This is a genomic window from Candidatus Avoscillospira sp. LCP25S3_F1, assembly GCF_052117125.1.
Lineage (GTDB): Bacteria > Bacillota > Clostridia > Oscillospirales > Oscillospiraceae > Avoscillospira_A.
In genome coordinates this window covers 1-13,223 of record NZ_JBQKJT010000035.1, presented here as the reverse complement: position 1 = coordinate 13,223, position 13,223 = coordinate 1, and the positions used below count along the sequence as shown (strand labels likewise).

At 48.7% G+C, this 13,223-nt stretch carries 12 protein-coding genes and 3 pseudogenes; 13 read left to right on the top strand and 2 right to left on the bottom strand.

What is annotated here, in order from left to right:
• Positions 1 to 79: 79 nt before the first annotated feature.
• On the top strand, positions 80 to 1,294 hold the full coding sequence (tet(40), locus tag ACTQ33_RS16465) for a tetracycline efflux MFS transporter Tet(40) (RefSeq protein ID WP_441465584.1): 1,215 nt from the start codon (positions 80 to 82) through the stop codon (positions 1,292 to 1,294).
• Between the two features lie 596 nt (positions 1,295 to 1,890).
• On the top strand, positions 1,891 to 2,442 hold the full coding sequence (locus ACTQ33_RS16460; protein ID WP_441465583.1) for a sigma-70 family RNA polymerase sigma factor: 552 nt from the start codon (positions 1,891 to 1,893) through the stop codon (positions 2,440 to 2,442).
• A gap of 42 nt (positions 2,443 to 2,484) precedes the next feature.
• Here ACTQ33_RS16460 and ACTQ33_RS16455 read toward each other — a convergent pair whose 3' ends face one another.
• A complete protein-coding gene (locus tag ACTQ33_RS16455) occupies positions 2,485 to 2,637 on the bottom strand; it encodes a transposon-encoded TnpW family protein (protein WP_080633429.1) in 153 nt (50 codons plus the stop codon).
• A 274-nt stretch (positions 2,638 to 2,911) separates the two neighbouring features.
• Positions 2,912 to 3,943: pseudogene (locus ACTQ33_RS16450) on the bottom strand (VapE domain-containing protein); the annotation flags it as partial.
• Between ACTQ33_RS16450 and ACTQ33_RS16445 the strand changes: the two are divergent.
• The 11 genes and pseudogenes from ACTQ33_RS16445 to ACTQ33_RS16395 all read left to right on the top strand — a co-directional run.
• Positions 3,942 to 4,619, top strand: a pseudogene (locus tag ACTQ33_RS16445) (site-specific integrase); the annotation flags it as partial. The pseudogenes ACTQ33_RS16450 and ACTQ33_RS16445 sit on opposite strands and share 2 nt — an antisense overlap.
• Entirely contained in the window at positions 4,619 to 4,957 is a 339-nt protein-coding gene (locus tag ACTQ33_RS16440; protein ID WP_441465582.1) for a plasmid mobilization protein, read from the top strand. The pseudogene ACTQ33_RS16445 and the gene ACTQ33_RS16440, both read left to right, overlap by 1 nt.
• Positions 4,958 to 4,978: 21 nt before the next feature.
• Positions 4,979 to 6,166 (top strand): YodL domain-containing protein, encoded by a 1,188-nt coding sequence (locus tag ACTQ33_RS16435; protein WP_441465586.1) that lies wholly within the window; start codon positions 4,979 to 4,981, stop codon positions 6,164 to 6,166.
• Complete coding sequence (locus tag ACTQ33_RS16430) at positions 6,163 to 6,381, top strand: transposon-transfer assisting family protein (protein ID WP_441465581.1); 219 nt, start codon at positions 6,163 to 6,165, stop codon at positions 6,379 to 6,381. Before ACTQ33_RS16435 ends, ACTQ33_RS16430 begins: the two co-directional genes overlap by 4 nt.
• Before the next feature lie 276 nt (positions 6,382 to 6,657).
• Positions 6,658 to 7,275 carry a DUF6088 family protein gene (locus tag ACTQ33_RS16425; protein ID WP_441465580.1) on the top strand — a complete coding sequence of 206 codons (618 nt, stop codon included), beginning with the start codon at positions 6,658 to 6,660 and terminating at the stop codon, positions 7,273 to 7,275.
• A 5-nt stretch (positions 7,276 to 7,280) separates the two neighbouring features.
• Complete coding sequence (locus tag ACTQ33_RS16420) at positions 7,281 to 8,288, top strand: nucleotidyl transferase AbiEii/AbiGii toxin family protein (protein WP_441465579.1); 1,008 nt, start codon at positions 7,281 to 7,283, stop codon at positions 8,286 to 8,288.
• Positions 8,289 to 8,373: 85 nt separating this feature from the next.
• A pseudogene (locus ACTQ33_RS16415) lies at positions 8,374 to 9,141 on the top strand (DEAD/DEAH box helicase); the annotation flags it as partial.
• On the top strand, positions 9,113 to 9,499 hold the full coding sequence (locus ACTQ33_RS16410) for a TnpV protein (RefSeq protein ID WP_441465585.1): 387 nt from the start codon (positions 9,113 to 9,115) through the stop codon (positions 9,497 to 9,499). The pseudogene ACTQ33_RS16415 and the gene ACTQ33_RS16410, both read left to right, overlap by 29 nt.
• 2,118 nt (positions 9,500 to 11,617) lie before the next feature.
• Positions 11,618 to 12,202, top strand: a complete 585-nt coding sequence (locus tag ACTQ33_RS16405; RefSeq protein WP_441465578.1) for a restriction endonuclease subunit S — start codon at positions 11,618 to 11,620, stop codon at positions 12,200 to 12,202.
• A 110-nt stretch (positions 12,203 to 12,312) separates the two neighbouring features.
• A complete protein-coding gene (locus ACTQ33_RS16400) occupies positions 12,313 to 12,501 on the top strand; it encodes a hypothetical protein (RefSeq protein WP_441465577.1) in 189 nt (62 codons plus the stop codon).
• 46 nt (positions 12,502 to 12,547) lie between these two features.
• On the top strand, positions 12,548 to 12,892 hold the full coding sequence (locus ACTQ33_RS16395; protein WP_441465576.1) for a hypothetical protein: 345 nt from the start codon (positions 12,548 to 12,550) through the stop codon (positions 12,890 to 12,892).
• The last annotated feature ends 331 nt before the right edge of the window (positions 12,893 to 13,223 follow it).

Sequence of the window (13,223 nt, the reverse complement as noted above, 5' to 3'; positions counted from 1 at the left end):
TTGTTGAAAAGGCGAAACGGCGGCAGCCGGATTTCCCCGGCTACCGCCCTGAATAAATTTTGCTCTATTCGCACCTTAAATGGTGTTTACACGGAATTTGGGATTGACCCTGCTGTTCCGATTTGTCTGTTCCCTGGCGGTTTCTATGTCCACAGTGCTTTCCATCGTGTACCACCTGGAGGTGGTGCAGCTGGATGCTTTCCAGCTTGTCCTGGTAGGGACGGTTCTGGAGACCTCCTGCTTTCTGTTCGAGATACCCACCGGTGTGGTGGCGGATTTGTATAGCCGTCGGCGCTCGGTGCTGATTGGAATGTTCCTCTACGGCCTGGGCTTTCTGATGGAGGGTGCGCTACCGTGGTTCGCGCCGGTTCTGCTGGCCCAGGTTGTCTGGGGTTGCGGTGATACCTTCATCACCGGCGCTCTGGAGGCGTGGATTGCCTCGGAGGAAGAGGACAAACCCATAGACAAGGTGTTCCTGCGGGGCAGTCAAATGGGGCAAATCGGCGGCGTTCTGGGCGTGGTGCTGGGCACACTGCTGGGAAACATAAACCTGCAAATGCCTCTCATCTTGGGGGGCAGTTTGTGCTTGTTGTTGGGGCTGGTGTTGGGTCGCATCATGCCAGAAACCAACTTCTCCCCTGCTATTGAGGAACGGCAGGGCTTGCTTAAAGACTTTGTCTGCCTGTTCAAGCTCAACCTGGGCTTTGTGAAAGGCGCACCTGTGTTGCTGGCGCTCTTAGCAATCACACTATGCGGGGGACTTGCCAGTGAAGGCTTTGACCGGCTCTCCACCGCTCATTTTCTGGATGACACGGTAATACCCGTTATCGGGCCGCTGAACAGCGTCACTTGGTTCGGTGTTATCAGTCTTATCGGCAGCGGCTTAGGTATTCTGGCTTCTCAGTTGCTCATCGCCCGCATGGAGAAAAAAGGGACTGTCAGCCGAACCAGTGTGGTCATGTCCACCAGCGCCGGGTATATCCTGTGCCTGGTTCTCTTCGCGGTGGGGCGGAGCTTTTGGTTCATGTTGTTGGTGTTCCTGCTGGCGGGGCTTATGCGCACCATCAAGGAGCCTGTGCTGGCCGCCTGGATGAACGACCATGTGGATGAGAAAATGCGCGCCACAGTCTTTTCCACCAGCGGACAGCTGGACTCTTTCGGGCAGATCATCGGCGGGCCTATTGTGGGGCTGGTAGCCCAGCAGGTGTCCATACCCTGGGGGCTGGTCTGTACCGCTTTCCTGCTGTTGCCCGCGCTGTTCTTAGTGCCGGTGGCGGGAAAGAAGCGGGATTGATATGGCATAGTTAAGTTTACTGACGAGCGGGAGATTACTTCCGCTCGTCTTCATTTAGTAGCGCAAAATTTGAGGACTCTTTATTTCCTTATTCGGTATAGCGGAGGCGGCTGTCAATTCGACATAATTTTCTTGTGATACTTTACCGTACATGAGCATTTGTTTCGTATTTGAAAGAACAAACTCACCAAATAAAAAAAACGATATTCGGGTGGGTTATTTTGTTATACCCTAAATTACCCTCTGAATTTGTTTTTAAATTTGGAGGGATTTTTTTATGTCCTTTTTTCGGGCAGTTATCTATCTGCTCATACGAAGCAAAATTTATCAATACATAGCATATCAGAGAACGGCAGGAAACCAGTTAAAAAAATTTCTGCCAGTGCAACGGTACTTCTCACCTTGAAAGTAGAAGTACAATCTCCATACAATAGAATTACTATTTCCTATAACCGTAAAGGTCACAGAGCCTTTGCGGTTTTTCTTTTGTCGATTTTTGTTGGAAAGTGCCGTAGGGCTGTTTCTGATATGCGGTGTCGTTCTCCGCCTCTCCATCTGGATTTTTTACATTTCAAAAATTCAGATGGGAGGTATTTATGGTGAAATATGCACCAAGAAAGGTATATATCAGAGAAAGTGGCGGCTATGTGGAATTATCCTACACGGAGTTCTGCCGTTGCAGGGAATCCGACCAGACCTATATGGACAAGCTGTTTATCCCCATTCAAGGCTGTCTGCTTGAAGTCGTGAGGGAGCAATACACAGACTTCTACCGTGACAAGGAACGGTGGCGTTATCTGCAAAAATTAGATACAAAGAATAGACTGCTATCTCTCGACGGATTTACGGACAGCGAGGGGAATCCTCTGGACTTTATCACTGATGAAGCGGTGGACATTGCAGAAACCGTTGTCAATGCGGTCATGGTGGACAGGCTGAAAGCCGCCCTGCCTTTGCTGTCGGATAGTGAACAGGAGCTGATACAGGCAATCTTTTTTGACGGACTTTCCGAGCGTGAAGTCGGGGCGAGGTTGGGCATAACCCAGAGCGTTGTAAACAAACGCAAAGCCAGAATCCTAATAAAACTAAGAAAGATAATAGAAAATTCAAATTTTCGTTCTCCTCGAACACCATCAATTATATCATGATATATACTATTATTCTACATGCTTTTTGACCTATGCAGTGTGCTACGAAGCCCTGACCTCATTAGCAATCAGCCTCTTTATCTTGTCCTTCATGCTTTCCTTTGCATCCTCATTGAAATGCACCCTGACTACATAGGTTGTACCGCCTATCTGCTTTCTTAATGCTACCGGTGTGTTTGTTTTTTTATTCTCCATTTGTTTGTTCTCCTTTTTTGTTAATGCCCGATAAGGAAGTGCCTCTATCTCTCGACAACGGGCAACGACAACGGACACCTAAAAACTCCTAAACCTTATCATTTATAGTTACTTTTCTGCTTTTATTCTTTTTTTCAAATATTCCGTTGCTTTCGTTGTCAGAACTGTATCTATCCCTAAAAAATGTAGGAAATATAAGGATTATAGAAATATAGAACCGACAACGAACCCGACAACGGAAGCGACAACAGACCGACAATCTACCGGGCAGTTTTTACTTCATCCACTCTTCCGGCAACGATAACTGTTGCATCTGTTCTTCGGTTAATGGTTGAAATTCACTCTCTTTGTTGTCGGGCTTTTCCCATCCTCTCTGTCTGTTGTATGGGCTTGGGAAATATCTCGGATTAGTAAATGCTATCCAGCCACTACAATTATTCATAATATCGTTAATCTCCCGAATTTCCCACTGTGCCGGACTTCCGTCATTCCCCAGTGCCTCTGCATAAAGCAATCGGGAACACACCATATTGCCCTTGCAATGCTCCAAATAATCAAGAATAAGATCCTTTTTGGTATCTTCCTGCATAAATCTCTTCTGATACTCACAAAGCTCTTCCTGCGTCTTTTTAGGCAGTTTCAGCATATAATTACCACTTCTGTATATCTCCATTGCCTCTGCCCACATCTGTGCTATATATTCTCTTGATACTTTCTCATCATCAAGGATGTGAACCTCTGCCTCATTCACATTGCACTGAATAGGAAGAAATCTTCTGTTCCCCGACCTATCCATAGGCAGGAAATCAAGAGAATTTGACGAACCGGCAAATACGCACTGCCTCTTATGGTCTTTCGGATGCTTGTCATACGGTGTTTTGTAGGTATCCTTCTGCCTGCTCATAAAGGACTTGGTATCCTCTACATTCTTCGCATTCAGGATTGCTACCATTTCAGGGAACTCCACTATCAGATGCCCCTGCAATTTCCGGTATACATTCTCGTCATCCATTTTCTTTAGGTCATCCGTGAACCAGTCATCTTTCATGGCGAGAAATCTGAAAAAAGTGGATTTACCGGCACCCTGCCCACCGACAAGACACAGCATAACCTCAAACTTAATGCCAGGGCGGAAAACTCTTGCGATTGTTCCCAGCATAAAGAGTTTCAACACTTCATAGGTATAATCACTGATTTCAGCCCCCAAAAAGTAATGCAGGGCATATCTGATACGCTCCACCTTATCCCATTGCAGGGCATTCAGATAGTCCTGCACCGGATGATAACGGTTTTCATTTGCCACTAATCAACTTAGCTGCCTGTTCAATCATGCAGTCCGGCATTATCATCTGAGCGCCAATCCCGCAGCCCAGGCCGGAAACATGGGCAAGGCCAGGAATGGCGAAATGTCCTACTGGACAAAGGCGGAATATCAGAAATTTGCCCAGGCCATTATGGACAAGCCTTTGTCGTTTTACGCCTTTGAAATGCTCTACTGGTGCGGAATCCGGGAAGGGGAGCTGCTGGCGCTGACGTCAGCGGACTTCGATTTCCAAAAGGAGACGGTGACCATCAACAAATCCTATCAGCGTCTCAAGGGGCGGGATGTGATTACCGAGCCCAAAACACCCAAGAGCAACCGGGTTATTCAGATGCCCAGTTTACTATGCTAGGAGATGCAGGATCACATCAATAGTCTGTACGGAGTGCAGCCAACTGACCGCATATTTCCTGTGACAAAATCCTTTCTATACAAGGAAATGGAGCGTGGCTGCAAACTTTCCGGTGTAAAAAAGATACGCATACACGATTTGAGACACAGCCATATCAGTCTGTTGATTGACATGGGATTTACAGCGCTGGCCATTGCCGACCGGGTGGGCCATGAAAGCATCGACATTACATACCGCTACGCCCATCTGTTTCCCAACCGGCAGGAGGAAATGGCCAATAAATTGAATCTGGAACGAGGTGATTTTTAGTGTCGCAGAAGAATCGAGATGACAAAAACCGGTGGAGAAGTGTTATGGTGTCCTTCCGTATGTCCCCGGAGGAAAGCCAGCAGCTCAATACCTTTGTGAAGCTGTCGGGGCTGACCAAGCAGGACTATATCATCCAAAGGCTGCTGTGCAAAGAGGTGATTGTGCAGGGGAATCCCAGGGTTTACAAGGCGCTGAAAGAGGAACTGACGCAAATGACACGACAGCTGGAACGCATCGAAAGTGTCAGTGCCATCGATGCAGAACAGATGGATACACTCCGACTGATGACCACCATTTTGAGCGGAATGCAGGAAGGAGCAGACAATGCCGGAAGATAAAAAAACAGCTGCCCTAAACCCATCTGCGCCAACAGATGGAGGGCAACTGTCTTACCTTATCTTCATGTTCAGCGCACGGACACTGGTGTGGATTACACGATTTACGATAAGGTGTCCATGAAAGGAATCGACGGCGGTCAGCTGGATATGGAGATCAGCACGTTGGCCGAATCGGCGCTTGAAATCTGCAACTCCCATGGAATCGGGCAAAACGCCCCGCTTCAGGTTGCGGATATCGGGATACTGGATGAATTGCAGGCCGCGCAGGATGAAGCGATTGCCATTGAGCCGCCTGTGCAGGAGAACCCTGAGCCGGAGATGGACATTCCGCCTGATCCGGCGATTTCCGTGGAGGCGCGGAATGCCTACGGCTATACGGATGACGGGATGCTCCCGTTGACAAAGGAACGCGCCATGGAGCTGTTTGAGCACGATGTGCCGGTATATCTTCTCTATGGGGACAATACCGAGGCGATGGCTTTTGAACAGACGGAAATTCTGAACCACGACGGCATCTTCGGCATTGACCGCGCAGACTGGGAGGCGGTAAAGGAGCAGTTTCCTGTCATCACGGAAAACAGATGGCAGAAAGCATTCCAGCAGAATCCGTCAGACAGCTACTGCATTTATCAGCTCCGCAGAGATCCGGAACTGGCTGAGCTTCGCTTTATGAATTCTCAGTATCTCAGGGAGCATGGTCTTGAGCCTGCATTTGACCATTACGAGGCGGTCTATTCTGGGGCGCTTTCGTCTGACGGCAGTACAGAAACCCGTCTGGATGACCTGTACATGAAATTCAACACCGCTCATCCGCAGGATTTTACCGGGCACAGCCTGTCCGTCAGCGACATTGTTGTCTTAAAGCAGCAGGGTGCGGTAAGCTCTCATTATGTGGACAGCGTGGGCTTTGTTCAGCTTCCGGCGTTCCTGCCGGACAATTACCTCAAAAACGCGGAGATGTCCATGGAAGATGATTACGGGATGATCGACGGCATCATCAACAACGGTCCAAAGGAACAGCCGGAGGCCAAACCCAAGGCTCCCGATTTATCGGTACTGTTTGAAGCGGCCAGACAGGTCGTTCAGGAAGATAAGCAGGCTCCTGAACCGGGCAAAAAGCCTTCCGTTCTGGCCATGCTCCATGCACCCGCGCCGTCCAGAAGCGAAAAGACCGCGCAGACTAAAAGCGCAGAAAGGGATTTGATATGACGAATTTCACCAATGACGAGATGAATCTGATGTGCATCTACAGCGCCGGCAGCAGCCGTACCGGCCTGATGCAGAAACTCACGGAAATGAAGAAGTACCTGGAACGCGATGAGGTGCAGCTCCTGGCATTGACTGAATCAACGCTTGCAAAACTGGGAACAATGACCGATGAGGAGTTCGGGCAGCTGGAGCTCTACCCTGATTTCGATATCTGATTCTATTCCGAAAAAAGGTGCAAATGCACCCGATTTCGGAATAGGTAATGTAATTACTGATTTTTGTCTCAAAAAACAATATAAGATTTGAGACAAAACGGATTACGAAGAAAGACATGTACGCATACTGACTTTGGGGTTGGAACCAGGACATAAGTGATTTCCATTCCGAAAATTGATTTTGTGCATTTGTATTCGGAGAATCTGTTCGCACTCTATTGATTTTTTGTCTCAAATATTGTATAATATTTGAGACAAAAGCACGGAGGTGATATTGTGCAGAAGGACAGCGTCATCACACAGATTTATGACCGAATCAAAGCAGCTGGCCATGATGAAGTTTTTATTGTTGGTGACTTTCTTGATTTAGGAGAATATCATGCAGTGCGCAGAGCGCTCTTGCGGTTGGAAGAAGCAGGCTGTATTCAAAAAATCATGCGCGGGGTTTTTTACTATCCTCGGTACAGTGAATTGATTGATGAATATGAAGCTCCATCGCCAAATAAAGTAGCAGAAACACTGGCCAGAAAATTCAGCTGGACGATTGCACCGTGCGGTGATACAGCCCTCAATCAGCTTGGCTTGTCCACACAGGTTCCCGCAAAATGGAGCTATATCAGCGACGGTCCCTATCATGAATTTCAGATTGGCAACATTACCATTGAATTCAGGCATCGGAACAATCGCGAGGTCTCGGGTATTTCAAAACAAACAGCTACCATAATTCAGGCATTGAAAGCGATTGGAAAAGATAATGTCACAGAGACACACCTGAACATCATCAGACGCCGACTATCTGATGAAGAAAAAGTCTGTGTGCTGGAGGAAGCAAAGCAGGCTGCCGTATGGGTGTATGATATGGTGAAGAGAATCTGTGAGGAAAGCGAGGCATAATCGTTATGTACCATTTGATAAAGCAGCCGGAGGAACAGCTCCGAATACTTTTTAGAAACACAGCACAGAAAACCGGGCTGCACGAAGCGATTGTTGAAAAGGATTTTTGGGTCTGCCTTACTCTGGACTATCTCTTTCATTACTGCCCGTGGAAAGAAGCGTTTACATTCAAAGGTGGAACCAGCCTGTCAAAATGCTACGGCTTAATCAAACGATTTTCGGAAGATATTGACTTGATACTGGACTGGCGTGTACTTGGATATGGTTTGAATGAGCCTTGGGAGCAGCGCTCTAATACCAAACAGGACGCTTTCAACAAAGAGGCCAACAGCCGGGCAGAGGCATTCCTGTCTGAAAAACTTCTTCCGGTACTGAAAGAAGATATGGGAAAGATTCTTGGAAAAGAAGCGCATTTCTATATTCTCCCGGAAGACGCACAGACCATCTGCTTCCAATATCCAAAAATCTTCGAGGATTCTTCTACCTTGCAGATCATTCGACTGGAAATTGGAGCATTGGCAGCATGGACGCCGTCTGTTTCCAAAACGATTACATCCTATGTTGCAGAAACATACCCGAAGGTGTTTTCAAAACCGGATACAACGATTCTGACCGCATCGGCAGAGAGAACATTTTGGGAGAAAGCCACGATACTGCATCATGAAGCAAACCGACCGGAGAATTTGTCCATGCCGGACAGATATTCCCGTCATTATTATGATCTCTACTGTATTGCCAATTCCGAAATTAAAGCATCGGCATACAGAAATCTGGATCTATTGAAGCGAGTAACAGATTTCAAGATGAAGTTTTACCCAAGAAAGTGGGCACATTATGAGTTGGCAGTCCCGGGAACGCTGAAACTTTTGCCGCCGGAATATCGATGGGATCATTTGCAGAAGGACTATGCCAGTATGAGAAATATGATGTTTGGTGATTGTCCGGACTTTGCCTCTCTCATGCAGTTCATCGGGGAGTTGGAAAAGGAAATCAATTCTTTGACTGACAAATAGAATAAAGCTATGTCTTATACGTAAAAGGAGCGTCTATTCGGGCGCTTCTTTTTTTGCCTTCATGTTAAGAAAGGAGACGTGATCTATGGCAAGCAAATTGCAGGAGTACCGAAGAATGTCGGAAGAAGCGCAGCGGCAGCTGACCGGAAGCCTGGAGCGCTGGCAGTCCTTCCTCGCCACCGCGTCGAGGCTGTACAAATACCCGTATCACGAGCAGGTCATGATCCATGCCCAGCGCCCGGACGCCACCGCCTGTGCGGAGTTCGACGTCTGGAACAATACGATGCGCCGGTATGTGCGGCGCGGTTCCAAGGGTATCGCGCTCATCGATACCAGCGGCGACCGCGAGCGACTGCGCTATGTGTTCGATGTTTCAGACACCGGCACCCGGCCCAATTCCAGAAGCCTGAACCTGTGGGAACTGCGTGAGGAGCATATTCCTGCTGTGTCATCCATGCTGGAGAAAAACTATGGCATTCCGGCAGGCGAAAGCCTTGCTGTTCAGCTTGAAGCTGTGGCTTCTCAGCTGGCGCGGGAATACTGGGAGGACAACCGCAGGGACATCCTCGGCATCCTTGAAGATTCTTTTCTGGAAGAGTATGATGAATTCAACGTCGGAGTTGCCTTCCGGAATGCCGCCGAGGTCAGTATCAGTTATTCCCTGATGCTGCGCTGCGGTCTGGAGCCGGAAAACTACTTTGAACACGAAGATTTTATGAGCGTTTTCGATTTCAACACCCCGGAAACGGCGGGCGCGCTGGGAACGGCGGTCAGCGGCATCAATCAGCAGGTGCTGCGGGAAATCGGAGCGACCATCCGAAACTATGAACGCGAACAGATCGCAGAAAGGAGCATGGCATATGGAAATGACGTACAGGCAGAACGGGGATTATCTGATCCCGGACATCAGACTGAGCGAGCAGGAGGAGACACCCATCGGGAAGTACGGGCAGATGCGGAAACAGTATCTGAAGGAGCATCGCCCGATTCTGTGGAACCGTCTGGTGTTGTCGGAGCAGCTGTATCCGCACCTTCGGGAGATCGACGTGACGGCGCACCGGAGGCTGGACGAGCTGATGCCTCAGATGGCGAAGCAGGCCGGCGTGACGGAAGAACTGAAGCGCAGAGACCCGCTGAAATGGGCGGGCATGATGAATACGCTGAAGGCGCAGGCCGAGGAGATTATTCTGTACGAGCTGGTGTACAATTAACAGCCGGTGAGCCGGAATCTCCGGAAGAACTGAATAACGGATATCTTGCCGGAGCAGAGTTTGAACAGCTCTCCATGAACCTTTTTCTCTCGGAACAGGAGCAGATATCCCAAATTGATGAAGCGGATCGCACAACCGAAGTGCTGTCCGCTTTTTCTTTTTCCCAGACGGAAATCGACGATATGCTCCGTTTCGGCAGCAACACAAGCCATGCCAGAGAGCATATTGCGGATGCATTCCAGAAGCAGAAGTCGATTGAGGAAATCGCGGCGCTGCTGCAAAGGGAATTCCATGGCGGCTACGGCATCCGGGGTGAACACGGCGACTATGCCGTGTGGTATGACGGAGACGGCATTCATCTGCACAAAGGCCGTGAGGCCAGATATGCCGCTGATTCTCAGGTCATTCCATGGGAGGCTGCGGCGGAAAGAATCGGACAGATGCTGGAAGAAGGTAGCTTTGCTACCAATGTGGAGCTCGCCGAGGCCGGTGGGCGTGTCCGCTCTGAACTTGCACAGAGCCTGCTCTATCTGAAGCATGACCTGAGCGAGGAAGCGACCCGAGTGGGTTACTTCTCCTCCATGGACGATCTTCCTGCCGGTTATCCGGACGCCACCGCAGCTCTTGCGGAGAAGATGACGGACAGCGCTTATGCCGATACGCTTCGCGGCGAATTTCTGGCATTCCTGAATGACTACGTGGAAAACAGAGACCTTCTGCGCTTTCATTATCACCGGATGGACGAGCTGTGGCAGGGCGTCAGGGACATCTCCGCCGAGCGCCGGGGATATCCGGACGGGCCTGCCGAACTTGCAGAACCGAAGAGCTTTATTACCGAGGATGAGATCACCGAAGCACTTGCAGGCGGCAGCTCTGTGGCGGGCGGAAAGGGCAGAATCTACGCCTATTTTACCGCAGACCACACCATGAAGGAAAAATCGGATTTTCTGAAGCAGGAGTACGGCATCGGCGGGCGCTCTCATGCGCTGTCCGGGGCTGACCATTCTTCTGAAGATCACAGTGCCAAGGGCATCCGGCTGACCAAAGGCGGATGTGCCCCTGTGGAGCTGAACTGGACGAAGATTGCCGAGCGTATTTCCTCCCTCATCCGGAAGGACAGGTATTTCAACCAGGAGCAGAAGGATACCTATGCGCGGATGCACGATGAACCGGAACTCTCTGAACCTGAAGAACCAGTGCCCGAATCAAATAAGGAGCCTGTTTCTGAACCGGTGGCTGCACCGAAGCCTGTCACGGCCGATGAAATCAGCGATGCACTCATCCGCTGGAACGGCAGCTTTGAAAGCAAATCCCGCGTCAACGACTATATGCTGGCACATGGACGGGAGCGCGGAGCTGCAGCATGGCTGAAAGATGAGTTCGGCGGTGCGGATACCTTTTCTGTTGTTACCGACCATGGAATGCTGGAACTGCCGTGGGCAAAAGTTCAGCGTCAGCTGGGGATTCTGGTGAATGACGGACGCTTCTTTACCGAGGCTGACCGGCTGCTGGCGCAGGCGGAACAGATTGCCGCGCAGAGTGAGGTCGAACCTTATGAACGCTTTGCTGTCATTGAAACTGATGAGGGCTACGGCATCTGGGACGATCTGCATGACGACCTTTATGTAGACGAGGAAGGTGTGACTGCCGACTTCGATTCCGAGTGGGTGGCGGAGAACTATCTGCTCGAACTGAAAGAGAAAATTGCCCAGCGGGAAGCCGCCGAATGGGAGTATGTGGAGCGCTCCAAATATGAGGCGCAGAGTCTGGAAACAGAGCATGAACCGGCTTCTGATGACGATGTATCGGTTGATGCGGATAAGACTTCGGAAATGGAGTCTGAACCCCATTTTCAGGACGATAACGACCTGATCGGCGCAGATCTGACACTGGACGGCAGACGTTTTGCGGTGGATGAGGTCAGGGATGGCCGCGCCTCCCTGCGGGATATTACATTCCAGAACGGAACCGGTTTTCCCATTTTCCGCAATGAACCGGTTGAGACCGTGCGCGGGATTCTCTTCCCGGAAATGACGACGGTGCCCCAGGTGAATCTGGAAGCCGAACTGACCGAGGCGGAGCTTGCCCTGATGCGTCCGCAGCTGGACGCGGCAGGGATTGACTAGCGTAAACAATAAGAGCTGGGATGTAGAAGCTCTTGGCGAACTTTGCAAGATAGTGAGAGGTGGATCGCCGAGGCCCATTGAAAAGTTTCTTGGTGGAGACATTCCGTGGATAAAAATTAGTGATGCGACAGATGGAGAAAATATTTATCTACATTCTACAAAAGAGTGCATTATTCAAGAGGGCGTGTCTAAAAGTCGGCTTGTTAAAGCTGGAAGTTTAATATTTGCAAATTGTGGAGTTTCTCTAGGATTTGCTCGAATTATAACTTTTGATGGTTGTATTCACGATGGTTGGCGTGCAATGGAAGATATAGATTCCAGACTGGATAAAGTTTTCCTGTTGCATTCATTAAATCAAATGACTGAACATTTTAGAAAGATTGCTCCCGCCGGAACACAGCCTAATCTAAATACTGCCATCATGAAGGCATATTCTCAGGTTGTTCCACCATTATATCTTCAAAAAAATTTCGTTACTTTTGTTGAACAAACTGACAAATTGAAATTGAGGATTCAGCAAAGTCTTGATAAGTTGGAAACTCTGAAAAAGGCTCTAATGCAGGGGTATTTTGCGTAATATTTACGTGTTTTGTAGGTGTTCCTTAAAATGAAAGAAGTGTATAATCTAATGCGAGAGGTGTACATTTGCAGAAAACATACCTATTTTTAGAAAGGAGACAACGCAAAATGAACCTTAGTACTTATATCCTCAACAAGGGTATGGAAAAGTTGGTCATTGAAGCAAGCAAGGAACTTATTCGCAATGATAGAACAATTCCAGCACAGCAACGTCAAAACATGATTGCAGTCATCGATCTTTGCTCAACTGCAAAAGATATTCGCGATTTTATGCGGATAACCAATAAGACTCAATAAAACAGCCGTAAATGCTAACGCAGCAATAATATTTAGGTGGGATGCTATGCAGCTATTATCAAAAAACGAAGAACGAATGTTACGCCTTCTAATAGAGCAGGATTGGGAGAATGATAAGGGTGCATATATCAAGTTTCGTAAACAAGCTGACGAGGAATTGATAGCAGAGTATAACAGCTTGGTATCGTCATTGATTGAGAAAAAATATGTTGCCCAAAAAAGAGTTAGGTATTTTTTACTGACGCCGGAAGCGTATTCATATTTTCGTGATAAGAAAATAGATAAGATTAAAAAACTGGTAAATGCTCTTACTCCTTGGATTATTGCGGCCATTGGCTGGGGATTAGCAATTATCCAATGGGTTTTTGATAAAACTGAGGTGATACCATAATTAACTCTGATTTTCTCGTCTCCAACCAGCAGTTCACTATCTTCGGGGAAACGTAGACCCCTCCGCCCCCTTGCGGGGGCACCTCCCCTTAAAAGGGGAGGCTTTGGAGTGCGGGACATTGGCTCCCCTTTTAAGGGGAGCTGTCGGCGCAGCCGACTGAGGGGTATTATAAGGCACTGAAAGGGTCCGAAAGGAGGCAACCGCATGGCGCACATTCTATGGCAATACCGCACAGAAAAGTAGGCGCGATACTGCCAGAAGTGATATAATAAGACCATGGATAAACAGATGACAATGTCTGCGCTTAGTGATGAGTTGGCGCAGGTACGGA